This is a genomic window from Bacillus niameyensis, assembly GCF_001375535.1.
GTDB classification, from domain to species: Bacteria; Bacillota; Bacilli; order Bacillales; family Bacillaceae_C; genus Lederbergia; species Lederbergia niameyensis.
In genome coordinates this window covers 3946033-3961196 of record NZ_LN831197.1, presented here as the reverse complement: position 1 = coordinate 3961196, position 15164 = coordinate 3946033, and the positions used below count along the sequence as shown (strand labels likewise).

General features: G+C 37.8%; 12 protein-coding genes. 1 reads left to right on the top strand and 11 read right to left on the bottom strand.

Features of this window, described 5'->3' with window-relative positions:
• Positions 1-9: 9 nt before the first annotated feature.
• The 7 genes from rapZ to hprK all read right to left on the bottom strand — a co-directional run bounded on the left by rapZ (position 10) and on the right by hprK (position 7315).
• Positions 10-912, bottom strand: a complete 903-nt coding sequence (gene rapZ, locus BN1243_RS18170) for an RNase adapter RapZ (protein ID WP_062109200.1) — start codon at positions 910-912, stop codon at positions 10-12.
• A gap of 677 nt (positions 913-1589) precedes the next feature.
• Complete coding sequence (gene trxB / locus BN1243_RS18165) at positions 1590-2537, bottom strand: thioredoxin-disulfide reductase (protein ID WP_062109198.1); 948 nt, start codon at positions 2535-2537, stop codon at positions 1590-1592.
• 117 nt (positions 2538-2654) lie between these two features.
• The gene (locus BN1243_RS18160; RefSeq protein WP_062109196.1) at positions 2655-4160 is read right to left on the bottom strand and encodes a tetratricopeptide repeat protein; all 1506 of its coding nucleotides are present in this window, start codon (positions 4158-4160) and stop codon (positions 2655-2657) included.
• Between the two features lie 165 nt (positions 4161-4325).
• Complete coding sequence (locus BN1243_RS18155; protein WP_062109194.1) at positions 4326-4871, bottom strand: acyltransferase; 546 nt, start codon at positions 4869-4871, stop codon at positions 4326-4328.
• Positions 4868-5518: a pyrophosphatase PpaX gene (gene ppaX, locus BN1243_RS18150; protein ID WP_062109192.1), complete on the bottom strand. Its 651-nt coding sequence runs from the start codon at positions 5516-5518 to the stop codon at positions 4868-4870. The genes BN1243_RS18155 and ppaX overlap by 4 nt, the downstream gene beginning before the upstream one ends.
• Positions 5519-5543: 25 nt before the next feature.
• A complete protein-coding gene (gene lgt / locus BN1243_RS18145) occupies positions 5544-6350 on the bottom strand; it encodes a prolipoprotein diacylglyceryl transferase (protein WP_062109190.1) in 807 nt (268 codons plus the stop codon).
• Positions 6351-6373: 23 nt separating this feature from the next.
• The gene (gene hprK, locus BN1243_RS18140; RefSeq protein ID WP_062109188.1) at positions 6374-7315 is read right to left on the bottom strand and encodes an HPr(Ser) kinase/phosphatase; all 942 of its coding nucleotides are present in this window, start codon (positions 7313-7315) and stop codon (positions 6374-6376) included.
• Positions 7316-7602: 287 nt separating this feature from the next.
• Here hprK and BN1243_RS18135 point away from each other — a divergent pair, with 287 nt between their 5' ends.
• On the top strand, positions 7603-8286 hold the full coding sequence (locus BN1243_RS18135) for an N-acetylmuramoyl-L-alanine amidase (protein ID WP_062109187.1): 684 nt from the start codon (positions 7603-7605) through the stop codon (positions 8284-8286).
• Positions 8287-8353: 67 nt separating this feature from the next.
• Here the strand turns inward: BN1243_RS18135 and BN1243_RS18130 are convergent, their stop codons facing one another.
• From BN1243_RS18130 to uvrB, 4 genes are all read right to left on the bottom strand, one after another.
• The gene (locus tag BN1243_RS18130; RefSeq protein WP_062109186.1) at positions 8354-8710 is read right to left on the bottom strand and encodes a phage holin family protein; all 357 of its coding nucleotides are present in this window, start codon (positions 8708-8710) and stop codon (positions 8354-8356) included.
• Positions 8711-8712: 2 nt separating this feature from the next.
• Complete coding sequence (locus tag BN1243_RS18125; protein ID WP_062109184.1) at positions 8713-9894, bottom strand: DUF4097 family beta strand repeat-containing protein; 1182 nt, start codon at positions 9892-9894, stop codon at positions 8713-8715.
• A 171-nt stretch (positions 9895-10065) separates the two neighbouring features.
• The gene (gene uvrA, locus BN1243_RS18120; protein WP_062109182.1) at positions 10066-12942 is read right to left on the bottom strand and encodes an excinuclease ABC subunit UvrA; all 2877 of its coding nucleotides are present in this window, start codon (positions 12940-12942) and stop codon (positions 10066-10068) included.
• Positions 12943-12948: 6 nt separating this feature from the next.
• A complete protein-coding gene (uvrB, locus tag BN1243_RS18115; protein ID WP_062109180.1) occupies positions 12949-14928 on the bottom strand; it encodes an excinuclease ABC subunit UvrB in 1980 nt (659 codons plus the stop codon).
• Between the last annotated feature and the right edge of the window lie 236 nt (positions 14929-15164).

Below are 15164 nucleotides of genomic sequence, written 5' to 3'. Positions count from 1 at the left end.
CATTAAAAATTATTGCTCAGGTACTGCTCCCATATTTTTCTTCTTAATATCTCTATGTGTGATATGAACACGATAGTCATTTTCGTAAAATTTACCAATATATTCTGAAAGGGCAACTGATCTATGTTGACCACCTGTACATCCAATCGCAATGACAAGTTGACTCTTACCTTCACGTTTGTACAACGGAAGCATAAATGTAAGGAGATCAGTCGTTTTGGCTAAAAACTTTTGCGTATCGTTCCATTTCAGAACATAACTTGAAACCTCTTCCTCCAACCCAGTTCTAAGTCTCATATGTTCAATATAATGCGGATTCGGTAAAAATCGTACATCGAAGACTAGATCCGCATCAATCGGAATTCCATGTTTAAAACCAAAGGACATAACATTCACCGTAAAAATAGGTTTCTTATCAATAGAAAACTCTTCTATGATTTTTTCCCGTAATTCTTTCGGCTTCATCAATGATGTATTATATATAGATTGGGCTCGCCCTTTCAATTCATCAAGGATGCTTCGTTCTCGTTTGATCCCCTCTAATGGCAATCCTTCTGTCGCAAGCGGATGTGATCTACGCGTCTCTTTATACCTGCGTACAAGCGCATCATCGTTCGCATCAAGAAAAAGTATTTGCGGTGTTACCCATGTTGAATCGGAAAGTTCATCAAGCACGCGCAAAAGCGTATCAAAAAATTCTCTTCCCCGTAGATCCATCACAAGGGCTACTTTATTCATTTTATTACCTGATTCTTTCATCAATTCAAGAAATTTAGGCATTAAAGCAGGCGGTAAATTATCGACACAAAAGAATCCAAGGTCTTCAAAACTGTGGATGGCAACCGTCTTTCCAGCACCGGACATTCCGGTTATGATCACCAATTGTATCTCATCTGATGCAACAGTGTTCATTAAATCCACTCCTGTTATTTATAATTATCGATACATGTTTTAACTGTTCTTTATATTATACTATTTACGATTATTAAATAACAGAGTTAAACTATATTCACATTTTACCAACATGCTTTATCCCGCATTAACTGGCTGTAAGACCCCCACTTCAAGAATTCGAGGTGAATCCAAGAATTGTAAGCGGGGGATCAACAGCCAGTAAAAGCCCGATTGGTTCAACTAACAATCAGCGGGGGATGAGGAAAACCCCCACTGATTGAAGTTTCACTTTATTTTGTAATGTTTATTTGTCAATAAACTAAATAACCCTATGATCCATAGACAAAAAAAATAGCACAGGCTTCACGCCTGTGCGTTTCAAAAAAGGGATATTGTATAAAAAGGGGGTCAATATCTCATGTATATAATGTAACCTAAAATCATTTCACTACTGTTACAATCACATTAAGTACCTGTTACGATTTTATAAAAGGCGGAAGCGCCTGTTTTTCGACGTATAAATTTCACAGCTTCTGACGAGATAAAGGAAACACGATGAGTCCTAACAGGACGAATCGATGTTGACTTATCGTAGGATGAAGCGAAGAAATTTACTAGTCGATAGGCGCTGCAGCTAGATTAATAAAAAGCGGAAGCGCCTGTTTTTCGACGTATAAATTTCATTTTTCGTTGCTTTATTTCGCTTCTAGCTTTTCTTTTAAGTTTTCGATGTATCCTTGAGCACTCTGAGCTGCGATGCTGCCGTCGCCTGTAGCTGTTACAATTTGACGGAGCAGCTTTTCACGAACATCTCCAGCGGCAAAGAAACCTGGAATTTTTGTTTCCATATTTTCATTTGTCTCAATATAACCATTCGCATTAGTAATTCCAAGGTTTTCAAACGGTTTAGTAAGAGGATCCATTCCGATGTATACAAACATGCCATCCGTTTTGAAATTTCTCTCTTCACCATTTTCAGTTGAAACGAGTGTGACAGACTCAACTTTTCCATTCTCTCCATTTACTTCTTTAACAGTGTGATTCCAAATGAATTCAACTTTTTCATTTGCAAAGGCACGATCTTGGAGAATCTTCTGAGCACGTAATTCATCACGGCGGTGAACAATCGTCACTTTGCTTGCAAATCGAGTTAAATAAACTCCTTCCTCGACTGCTGAGTCTCCTCCACCTATTACGACCAACTCTTTATTTTTAAAGAAAGCACCATCACATACTGCACAATATGAAACTCCGCGGCCAGTCAACTCAGCTTCTCCGGGAATTCCGATTTTACGATATTCAGCACCAGTTGCAATAATAATAGCACGTGCTTTATATTCCTTATTACCAGCTTTAATCGTCTTATAGGCTTCACCATCTACAACTTCTTTAATATCGCCATAAGCATATTCTGCTCCGAATTTCTTCGCATGATCAAACATCTTCGTTGATAAATCTGGACCTAATATAGAATCAAAGCCAGGATAGTTTTCAACATCTTCCGTATTCGCCATTTGCCCCCCAGGGACACCCCGTTCAATCATAAGTGTTGATAAGTTAGCTCGGGACGTATAAACAGCTGCTGTCATTCCAGCGGGACCTGCACCTATGATAATCACATCATATATTTTGTCTTCAGACATGGTTGCACTCTCCTTCTATATAAAAGCCTCGAAGAACACAAAAGTTCCCGAGGACATTGAATAACTTTTCCATACTTATATCGTATTAAAGAACGACGCTACAGTCTATAAAAATGCTCATGTTAAACTGTCTAATAGACGAATATATTTTCTTAGCGTGGAAGTCGAAATATTAAATTCAGTTGAAATCTCTGATTGTGTTTTTTTAGTATCTCTTTCTCGGAACCAAATATACTCAGTTGCCGCAGCGATTGCCACTTGGTTGTTAAAAGTTTTTCCAACTTTTAATAATTGAACAAAAAGTTCAAACCAGAGATTGAGTAAATTTGGAAACTTCTCCACTTGATCTTGATTGCGTTTATATAAAATGAATGCAATGTCATGGGCTTGTAATACGTAATTATTAGAATCTACTAAGTTATTTATATCTGGATAAAAAATATAAGTTATATATTTTTTCTCAATATGTGTTAGTTGGTCAACATTCACGTTAAGTTGGGCAAGGATTTCACACTTTTTATGAGTTAATGAAAGAAGAAAAAGAGCGTAAAGTCTTTCCTCTAATTTCTTACTCCTCATCCATTTAGAGATAGCTGTTTTCTTTTCTTCTAAAATTTCGTATTTAGATTCAACCTTCCAAGGTTCAACCACAGCCTGCTCGGGGTTAATTTTAACAAGTTTTTCCCATGCCGCAGCTGCCACTTTTGTACGATTAGTATAATAAGCTGACTTTGTAAGCCAATAATAATAGGCTGCGTCTCCCTCATATCCATAGGATTGAATTTGTCGAAGCCATTGATATGCCTGCTCATATCTACCCGTAACGGCAAAAGTAGCTCCAAGCTTGTAACGATGTTCAAAATGAATAGGCTGGACTTTATCCAAGGCGGACAGCAATTCTTCAAGCTGTTCAGTTTGATCCTCATAAAATAAAAAAACAGCCAAGTTACAAAGTGCATGTAGATTGCCTGGACTTTTTTTCAAGACTTCTTCAAGTATATGAAAGGCTTTTTCAGTTTGCCCTTCATAATAATAGGCTAATGCAAGATTATTACGAGCAGACCAAAGTTCCGGAAAATTTGCTACTGTTTGTTCTAGAAGTTCCACTGCTTCGCTAAAATCACCAGACTCCAAAAGCTGCTTTGCCGCTTCAAGGTTATCGATCATTTCGTCCTGCTCAACTAACTCATCGAATTTTACATCTTCTTCAATACCAATCAAATCCAATAACTCTTTAGCCTCTTCCGTAAATTCTCCCATTTTGTCTTGTTCGAGATACAGTTCGGCATATTTATATGCTTCTGTAAACATACCCATATGGGCAAAATTATTGGCTAGAAAATAATGGCATTCTGTCATTTCTTCATCCAACTCTGCTAAAATATGAAGTAATAACTGGTTTGATTTCTCATATTCCCCGGTCTCAGTATGAACGATAGCTAGTTGGCAAGCAATGATAGGTTCAAACGGTTCAAGCTCCAAAGCCCTCTGCAAATATTTCTTCGCCTTTTTCATATCGAAACGATCATATGCCTTAATTCCTCTATTAAAATAATATTCTCCTGTTGGAACAAATGAGAATATTTTTGCTTTATCCAATCTACCTTTCGGATTTTTTACCATCGAGATCCTCCGTTGCTAAATTCCTATGTCGCTTTTTGTAGTATATCATACGTTTCGCTTGTTGACACACAGCGAATCCTGGAAATTTCAAACGTAATATGAATTATTATGTAGAAATCCAAAAGTTGCCCTCAAACTATACCCTAAATTAAAAAAATAAAACACCTATTTAGAAAGTGTTTTATTTTCGCCATATATTGGGTCATCCATTCTTCTTTTAGCTAGTTCCTCTTTTGTATAAATGATCCGCATTGGATTACCGCCTACAAATGCTCCGGCTGGAATATCTTTATGAACAAGAGTACCTGCAGATACAATCGCATTTTCCCCAATTTTAATCCCTGGCAATATCGTACTGTTAGCACCGATCATCACTTGGTCACCTATTTGAACATGACCAAGACGATATTCCTTAATCAAATATTCATGTGCCAAAATCGTAGTATTATAGCCAATCACTGTATTTTTCCCAACTGAGATTTTTTCAGGAAACATTACATCAAGCATAACCATTAAAGCAAAAGAGGTTTGCTCCCCTATCTCCATGCGAAGAAAGGTACGATACATCCAATTTTTCAAACGTAGAAAGGGAGTATAACGAGCAATTTGGATAATGATAAAATTTTTAACAACTTTCCAAAACGGTACAGTTTTATAAACATGCCAGAGCGAGTTCACTCCTTCTACTGGATACCGCTCCGTCCTCCTCATTGAACGCTCACTCCAACAATCTCCAATAGATCTGACATTTTGTCTAGCATATAATCGGGATTAAATTCTTGTAAATAATCTTTCCCCTTTAAAGACCAAGCAACACCGCATGTTAAAGTCCCTGCATTTTTTCCGCCTAAAATATCGTGGTAATTGTCACCGATCATCATCGTTTCTTCTGGTTTTGAATCAAGTAGTTTCATCGCTTTATTTAATGGTTCCGGATCTGGCTTTGGATTGTCAACTTCATCAATAGAAATGATACATTCAAAAAATGGCATTAATTTCGTTAAGTTAAGACCTTTGATAACAGTATCTCGCTTTTTAGTCGATACAATTGCCAACTTAAACCCATTTTTATATAAGGATTGAATTGTCTCAAAAACACCATCAAATTCTTTGACTAAAATATCATGATGTTCAATGTTATGCTTTCGATATACATCCACCATTTCTTCTGCTTTTTCAGGGTCAATACCCATAAAAACATCAAGTAATGGAGGACCCATAAAGGGAAGAATATCTTTAGGACCATATTGCCCAGGCCGATACTTTTCTAATGTATATAAATAAGATGCTGTAATTAAATCATTTGTATCAATTAGTGTTCCATCTAAATCAAATAGTAGCGTCGTTATTTTCTTCATCTATTACGCTCCTCCAAGATGACGATTATGATTCTTTATATTTTTTATCTGCTAGACCAACTTTTCTTCGGTATACCCAAATTATAATAGCAACGATAATTAGTACGATTGAAATCACTTGTGCCATTCTTAAAAAGTCCGTCAGCATTAAACTATCTGTTCGCATTCCTTCGATAAAAAAGCGGCCAATCGAATACCAGATAATATAGCTTAAAAAGAGCTCTCCGCGGCGAAGACTACTTCTCCTTAACACGATCAAAATAATAAAACCAATTATGTTCCAAATGGATTCATAGAGAAAGGTTGGATGATAGTAAGCGCCATTTATGTACATCTGGTCAATAATAAACTGCGGGAGATGCAAATTTTCCAGAAAAGCCCTTGTTACTTCTTCCCCATGAGCTTCCTGATTGATAAAATTCCCCCAACGTCCAATCCCTTGCGCAAGAATCAAACTTGGAGCAGCAATATCCGCAAGTTTCCAAAAAGAGATTCCTTTCTTTCTTGCAAAGACAATAGCTGTTAAAACTGCACCAATTAATGCACCGTGGATCGCAATTCCGCCTTCCCAAATGGCAATAATTTGTTCAGGATGCTGAGAATAATAATCCCATTGGAAAACAACAAAATAAATTCGTGCACATATGATGGAAATTGGAATAGCCCAAATCAACAGATCTGTAAACGTATCTTTAGGCAGACCCCTTCTATTAGATTCACGTGTTGCTAAAATTAGAGCGATTGCAATTCCCGCTCCTATAATGACTCCATACCAGTGAATCGGAATAGGGCCAAGCTTAATGGCTATTGGATTAATCGGTTCTATATCCATACTCTCCTCTCCTTTAAATAAATTTAGATAGGTAAATCATCATTATTCCCACTTTGAATAACTTGGGCAAGTCTCTCTGTAAATTGCTGAGCAGCATTAACACCCATATTTTTCAATCTAAAATTCATCGCAGCTACTTCAATAATAACAGCTAAATTTCGGCCAGGTCGAACGGGAATTGTCAATTTTGGAATTTCTGTATTAATAATCCTGATCGTTTCTTCATCTAGACCTACTCGATCATAATGCTTCGTTTCATCCCATGTTTCCATATGAATCGACAATGTAATTCGCTTCCTTGACCTAACTGCACCAGCGCCAAAAAGAGTCATTACATTAATAATTCCTAAGCCACGAATTTCCAATAGTTGTTCCAATAAATCTGGAGCAGACCCGACTAATAAATTTTCTTCCACTTCACGAATTTCGACGCAATCATCGGCAACTAACTGATGGCCACGTTTTATTAAAGCAAGTGCTGTTTCACTTTTACCAACGCCACTTTGGCCCGTAATAAGAACTCCAACCCCATAAATATCAACTAGAACACCGTGAACGGCCGTTGTCGGGGCCAGTTTAGTTTCCAAATAGTTTGTCAGTTTACTGGAAAAACGTGTCGTCTTCATAGAAGTACGAATAAGGGGGACACTATTTCGTTCTGCAGATTCAATTAATTCTTTTGGGATGTCCAATCCCCTAGAAATTACAATTGCCGGTGTAACATCATTACAAAGAAGTTCCATCCGCTCTTTTCTTTCACTTTTGAGCAATCTTCCACTGAAGTCAATTTCAGTTCGTCCAAGTAGTTGCACCCGTTCAGCAGGATAATAATTAAAAAAACCAGCCAATTCCAATGCAGGACGAGAAATATCTGTCGTTGTAATTGGTTTATGAATCCCTTCTTCTCCACTAATTAATTCAAGATCAAACTCTTTTATAATATCTTCTGTACGAACTGTAGACAACTTAACGATCACTCCTTGTAGTTTAGGTAGTCATTCCATAGCTGATTTTCCACAAAACTATTACGGATACTTATTTACAATGAAGGTATTGAGGTGAGAAATGTGCTTTTAAGATTAATACATCATAAACTTGGCTAGCTCCACACCTCTTCCCTTTTCAATTTCCTATTTTATCACTTTAATTAGGCGAAACTCCACCTTTGTGAATAAGAAATTAGATTCAGGGTGTCGATTTTCAATTTCTACCTATATATATCTAATGAAAACATTGGTGAGGAGGGATACGGATGAAGTTTATTATTGATGCTGGACATGGTCCAGAAACAGCCGGAAAACAAAGTCCAAATGGAATGAGGGAATACGAATTTAATTCGAGTGTTGCGGCATTTTTAACGGAGAAATTATTAACTTTGAACGGCATTTCAGTCACTCATGTCCATTCAGACCAAAGGGATATTCCCCTAAAAACAAGGACAGATCAGGCTAATAAATTAAAGGCCAACTGCTATATTTCCATTCATGCTAACGCCTATGGAACAGGTTGGAACACAGCCCAAGGTATCGAAACGTACGTTTATCCAAGTAAACCGCGTGAAGCATGGGAACTTGCAAAAAAGATCCAAGATGAATTAATAAAAGCTACTGGCCGAAAAAACCGCGGAGTGAAAACAGCCAATTTTCATGTACTGCGAGAAACGGAAATGACAGCAGTCTTAATAGAATGTGGATTTATGACAAACAAAGAGGAAGCAGACCTCCTTCAAACAACGGCTTATCGTAAATTATGTGCCCAAGCGATATTCTCTGCTTTAATAGAATTTTATCGATTGGAATGGACAGAAATCCCTACAACTAAAATATTATATCGTGTCCAAGCAGGCGCCTTTACGCAATACCATTCAGCTGAAAAGCTAGCTAAAGAACTAAAAGCAAAAGGCTTTGACTCTTATATTACTAAAACTACAGAGTAATTATTCAGTAATGGTCGAAAAAAAAGATGATCATCTGCATACATGAGGCAGTGATCATCTTTTTTGACTATTTCTGCTTTCTTGGTTCTACTACGGTTTTTTGGATAACCAGATTGACAATGGACATTATGATGGCAATCAACAGTGCCAGACCAAAACCGGAAATTTCGAAATGACTTCCCATTAGTGCATCTGTCATTAATAAAGTACAGGCGTTAATGACAAACAAAAATAAGCCTAGAGAAATGATCGTAACAGGTAAGGTTAAAAGGATTAACACTGGACGGACGAGCATATTTAAAATTGACAAGATGAAACTAGCTCCGATTGCTGACCATATACTTGAAACTTCAAAGCCTTCAAAATATCCGGAAAAGGCCAGGAACAAAAGAGCATTAACGAGAATTCCTATCCACCATTTCATTATTACTGTCCTTCAGATTCCGTTTCACTTACATGGACAGAACCTGTTTTTGTATCTGCCACGAGTTGAAGAATACTTTCATTTACTCCTGCCCTCTTAAACTTCACCTGTTTTTGAATAATTTCTTGTTTTTCATGCATGATGTTAATATCATTTAGCTGCAATCTATAATTTCCAATATTTGATCGGACTTCACCATCAACTCCAGCATCTTTCGGAATAGTGAGGTCGATATTCCCGGTAATTGTTTTTGCACCTAGATTTCTCGGTACTAATTTCAAAAGTTTGCAATCAATGTTACCGTTTAGGGATTGAAGTTCCACATCATCATATCCACCAGTAACTTGAATTGAACCGTTGACAGTTTCTGCTTCGACTTTTTCAATCGTTGAATCAACTAGTTTGATTTGTCCATTTACTGTATCAATATCCAAACTTTCCCCCTGGATATTAGATAACTCCACTTTACCATTGGTCGTTTTCACAACAAGCGTATCGGAGTGGACTTGTTCACCTTTCACTCCGCCATTAAACGCCCGGATAGAAATTTTATTATATGTTTTTTTAGGAATATAGAGGATTGTTTCAACTTTCATCCATTTGGACTGAGTACCGAAAACAAGCAACCCATTTTCATAATTAAAAACAGTGTGATCAAGGAAATAATTTCTTGCTTCCTCTCGGTCGTCTGTACGATACACTTTTGCATTACATTCAACTCGTATTTCTGGTTGATCCCAGCTTTTAATCTTCACTGGTCCGTTTGCAATGTCAATATCAATTTTTTCCGCTTCAGAGGCGGACTGCTGGAATGTATGAGGAATTTCAACTGATTGATTAAATTGAAAATCGATATCTTTAATTTTATTAAAGGCATTTTGAACAAAATCAAATAACCGTTCACCAGCATGTTCTAATTGTGTATAGATTGATTCGCTTGAACTACTAGTTTCTTGTTTTTTATTTGTGTCATCCTTAGAAGTTTCGTCCGTGGCCGTGTTATCATTCGTATTGGAATCTTCCTTTGCATCGGAGGTCTGCTTTTCCTCACCTTGTTCCTGATTAGTTTCAGCTGTTTGCTTCGGAGCTTCCTCCTCTAATGCTTCTAGTAAAATAATTGCTTCTTGGGCAGACAGCTTACCATTTTGTACTAATTCAAGTATTCTTTTCTTTTCTTGATTCACGTCGACTTCCTCCTTTGGATACTCGATCTAGCTAAGTGCCTATCGAGGACTTTTCCCCTGACAAGTCAAAGTCCCACATAAAGACATCTCCGCTCTTCTTACAGATTTTACGTATAAGGGTGAGAATAAGTTTCATAAGAATTTAGTTTATATTAGGATAGGTCAAATTCTTTATGATTTTTCCACTAATTCACGTTCAGCAACTTTCTCACTCATTCGTTTTTTATCTCGTTCAAGAATAGGCTTTAAGTATTTACCCGTATAAGAATTTGCATTTTCTGCTATCTTTTCAGGTGTACCTTTTGCCACGATCGTTCCACCTTTATCTCCGCCCTCTGGACCTAAATCGACTAGATAGTCAGCTGTTTTAATGACATCCAAATTATGCTCAATTACAAGGACAGTATCCCCATTCTCTACGAGCCTTTGCAAAACATCTAGTAAACGGGCAATATCATCAACATGAAGGCCTGTTGTCGGTTCATCCAATATATAGAGTGAACGCCCATTGGATCGGCGATGCAATTCAGAAGCTAATTTCACACGTTGAGCTTCTCCTCCGGATAGAGTAGTTGCTGGTTGCCCAAGCTTCATATAACCAAGACCTACATCTACAATCGTTTGTAGTTTTCTTTTGATTTTAGGTATATTGGCGAAAAACTCAAGTCCATCCTCAATGGTCATCTCTAATACTTCAGCAATATTTTTCCCCTTATATTTTACTTCCAATGTTTCCCTGTTATACCTCTTACCATGACAGACTTCACACGGAACATAGACATCAGGTAGAAAATGCATTTCGATTTTGATAATCCCGTCACCACGACAGGCTTCACACCGTCCACCTTTTACGTTGAAACTGAATCTTCCCTTCTTATATCCACGTACTTTTGACTCGTTTGTCGCAGCATAAATATCACGGACATCGTCAAAAACACCTGTATATGTCGCAGGATTCGACCTTGGTGTTCTTCCGATTGGAGATTGATCAATGTTAATAATCTTTTCCAAATGGTCGATTCCAATAATCTCTTTATGCGCCCCTGGCTTCGCTTTCGCTCTATGAAGCTGCTGGGCAAGTGTTTTTTGGAGAACTTCATTGACTAAAGTGCTTTTACCAGATCCTGATACGCCTGTAACGGCAATAAACAAGCCAAGGGGAAGTTTGACATTAACATTTTTCAGATTATTTTCTTTAGCCCCTTTTATTTCCAGAAACCTACCATCTGGTTTACGTCGTTCTATCGGCAATGGAATAAACTTTTTACCAGATAAATATTGACCTGTTAAAGAATGTTCATCTTGAGCAACTTCTTCAGGAGTTCCACTAGCGACAATTTCCCCACCGTGAACACCAGCTCCTGGACCAATATCAATTAAATAATCGGCGGCTAGCATCGTATCTTCGTCATGTTCAACGACGATTAGCGTGTTGCCAATGTCCCTCATACTTTTTAGTGTATCAATCAATCGGTCATTATCACGCTGATGAAGACCAATAGAAGGTTCGTCCAATATATATAAAACTCCTGTTAATCTAGAACCGATTTGCGTTGCCAGCCTAATCCGCTGGGCTTCGCCGCCTGATAATGTCCCCGCAGCACGACTTAACGTTAAATAGTCCAACCCAACGTTTTTTAAAAAACCAAGACGCTCCTCAATTTCTCGTAAAATGAGATTGGCAATCTGCTTATCTTTTTCCGAAAGAGATAAATTTGTAAAAAATTGATTAGCCTCTAAGACAGATAACTCTGTAATCTCACTAATATGGCGCTCAGAGATTTTCACCGCTAAACTCTCTGTTTTTAACCTGTGTCCTTTACAATGAGAGCACGGTTGTTCAGCCATATATTTTTCCATTTGCTCCCTAATGTAATCGGAACTTGTCTCTCGATAACGGCGTTCAACATTTCGAAGTACACCTTCAAATTGAATCCGGTTTTCTCTAACTTGACCGAAATCATTTTCATAACGGAATTCAATATACTCATTACCAGAGCCATAAAGAATTTTCTCGATATCCTTTTTCGGTAAATCCTTTACAGGTATATCCATATCGATTCCATAGTGCTGGCAGACGGTTTTCAAAAGTTGTGGATAATATTGAGAACTAACTGGAGTCCACGGTACGATAGCATCTTCATTTAATGAGAGCGACCAATCAGGTATGACTAGTTCAGGATCCACTTCTAAAGTCGAGCCAAGTCCATCACAATCCGGGCAAGCACCGAATGGACTATTAAAGGAAAACATCCGCGGTTCTAGTTTATCGATTGAAAAGCCACATTCTGGACATGCATGATTTTCACTAAATAGTAATTCTTCTTCGTCAATGATATCGATCACTACTTTTCCTTCACCAAGACTAAGAGCTGTTTCTAGTGAATCTGCAAGCCGTGCTTCGGCCCCTTCCTTAACAACAATTCGATCGACAATTACTTCAATTGAATGTTTTTTATTTTTTTCGAGATTAATTTCTTCCCCAAGGTCAAGAATATCTCCATCAACACGGACACGGACAAATCCTTGCTTTTTGATATCTTCAAAAACTTTAACGTGTGTTCCTTTTCTACCAGAAATAACAGGTGCTAGTACTTGTAATCTTGTTCGCTCTGGATATTCCATAATTCGATCGACCATTTGTTCAATCGTTTGTGAAGATATTTCAATACCGTGATTTGGACATATTGGTTTTCCGATTCGAGCATAGAGTAAACGCAAGTAATCATAGATTTCTGTAACTGTTCCAACAGTTGAACGCGGATTTCGGCTCGTAGTTTTTTGATCAATTGAAATTGCTGGTGAAAGTCCTTCTATCGTATCTACATCCGGCTTATCCATTTGTCCTAAAAATTGTCGCGCGTATGCAGAAAGCGATTCTACATACCTTCGCTGGCCTTCTGCATAGATCGTATCAAAGGCCAAAGATGATTTGCCCGATCCCGACAAGCCTGTCAATACAACAAGCTTATCCCTTGGAATCGTGACATTAATATTTTTCAAATTATGAGCCCTTGCTCCTTGTACTATAATTTCATCTTGTGCCACTGATCTTCATCCTTCCGCTTTTAACTCGAATAGCGCATCACGAAGCTCGGCCGCACGTTCAAAATCGAGTGCTTTGGCGGCTTCCTTCATCTCTTTTTCCATAGTCATGATTAATTTTTCTCTTTCTTGCTTAGACATTTTCTTCGTTTTCGCTTTAGCTTGATATCCTTCAGCTTCCTCTGCTGCAACTGTTGCCCGAATGACATCACGAATCTCTTTTTGGATTGTTGTCGGCGTAATTCCATGTTCTTTATTATATTTCTCTTGGATTTCACGACGCCGTTTCGTTTCACTAATGGCTTTTTCCATTGAATCTGTCATGCGATCCGCATACATGACCACATGCCCATTTGCATTTCGAGCTGCACGCCCAATGGTTTGAATTAAGGACCGCTCTGAACGAAGGAATCCTTCTTTATCTGCATCCAAGATGGTAACAAGTGAAACTTCAGGAATATCAAGACCTTCTCTTAAAAGGTTAATCCCGATTAATACATCATAAGTTCCAAGCCGAAGCTCACGAATGATTTCAATTCGTTCAAGTGTTTTTATTTCAGAATGTAAATATTGCACTTTAATACCAATTTCTTTTAAGTAATCTGTTAAGTCTTCTGACATTTTTTTCGTTAAAGTTGTGACTAAAACACGCTCATTTCTTTTAACACGCGCGTTGATTTCGCCAATTAGATCATCAATCTGTCCTTCAATCGGACGAACATCAATATTTGGATCAAGCAAACCAGTTGGACGAATAATCTGCTCGACCATTTTAGGTGTATGCTCTAATTCAAACGGACCTGGTGTCGCCGATACGAACATAATCCGGTTAATATGTTTTTCAAATTCTTCAAAGGTAAGTGGACGATTGTCTAATGCTGAAGGAAGACGGAAACCATGATCGACAAGTACTTGCTTTCTTGCTCGGTCACCATTGTACATTCCCCTAATCTGTGGAAGAGTAACATGCGATTCATCAACGACGATTTGAAAATCATCTGGAAAGTAATCTAATAATGTGTAAGGAGTGGCTCCTGCTGGTCTTAATGTCAAATGTCGGGAGTAGTTCTCTATTCCAGAACAAAAACCCATTTCCCGCATCATTTCTAAATCATAGCGAGTTCGTTGTTCTAGCCGCTGTGCTTCAAGAAGTTTATCATTTTCCTTCATTTCTTTAAGGCATTCTTCTAATTCTTTTTCGATATTCGCGATCGCTTGTTTCATTTTTTCTTCACCGGTAACAAAGTGGGAAGCAGGGAAGATTGCTACATGCTCACGATCACCAATGATCTCTCCAGTTAATGCATCGACTTCACGAATTCGGTCAATCTCATCCCCAAAAAATTCAACCCGAATACAATGCTCATCTCGCGAGACAGGGAAAATCTCAACTACATCGCCGCGAACTCGAAATGTACCGCGATGAAAATCGATATCATTCCGAGGATATTGAATATCAACCATCCTGCGTAATAATTCATTCCTTTCAATCTCCATACCTGTACGTAAGGATAAAACATGTTCACCGTACTCCTCAGGAGAACCGAGTCCATATATACAAGAAACGCTCGCGATAATGATGACATCCCTGCGCTCAAACAAGGAGGATGTAGCTGAATGTCGCAACTTATCAATTTCATCATTAATGCTTGCATCTTTTTCAATATACGTATCAGTAGACGGTACATAAGCTTCTGGTTGATAGTAATCATAGTAACTAACGAAGTATTCAACTGCATTATTGGGGAAAAATTCCTTAAATTCACTATATAATTGTCCAGCTAAAGTTTTATTGTGAGCGATAACTAGAGTTGGTTTGTTTACCTCTTGAATAACGTTAGAAACCGTAAATGTTTTCCCCGTTCCAGTAGCACCCAATAATGTTTGATATTTCTTTCCTGACCGAAGTCCCTTAACAAGACTGTCTATTGCTTTAGGCTGATCTCCTGATGGCTGATACTTTGATACAAGTTCAAATCTATTCTGCAAATGGGACCCTCCCATCTAATAAATTAGTATTATCTATTATAGACTTTCTGCTTTCCGCATTTCCATGATTTCATATTATCACACTTATTATACGAATATCCAGCAAAAAGCGAACGTATTTTCGACAAGGCCGAAACTAAAAATGGGCAGGTGACAAGCAAATGTTCGGAGATAAAGTAAGGCGAGGGCGAATATACTTAGGACATTCTGAAAGGAATAGGAAACATATTTTCTTA

Coding starts and splice junctions, on each gene's coding strand:
- lgt (WP_062109190.1), bottom strand. CDS start 6,350: ATGGATATAGAACCGATTAATCCAATAGCCATTAAGCTTGGCCCTATT.
- BN1243_RS18155 (WP_062109194.1), bottom strand. CDS start 4,871: ATGAGGAGGACGGAGCGGTATCCAGTAGAAGGAGTGAACTCGCTCTGG.
- BN1243_RS18160 (WP_062109196.1), bottom strand. CDS start 4,160: ATGGTAAAAAATCCGAAAGGTAGATTGGATAAAGCAAAAATATTCTCA.
- ppaX (WP_062109192.1), bottom strand. CDS start 5,518: ATGAAGAAAATAACGACGCTACTATTTGATTTAGATGGAACACTAATT.
- BN1243_RS18130 (WP_062109186.1), bottom strand. CDS start 8,710: ATGAAATGGTGGATAGGAATTCTCGTTAATGCTCTTTTGTTCCTGGCC.
- BN1243_RS18135 (WP_062109187.1), top strand. CDS start 7,603: ATGAAGTTTATTATTGATGCTGGACATGGTCCAGAAACAGCCGGAAAA.
- rapZ (WP_062109200.1), bottom strand. CDS start 912: ATGAACACTGTTGCATCAGATGAGATACAATTGGTGATCATAACCGGA.
- trxB (WP_062109198.1), bottom strand. CDS start 2,537: ATGTCTGAAGACAAAATATATGATGTGATTATCATAGGTGCAGGTCCC.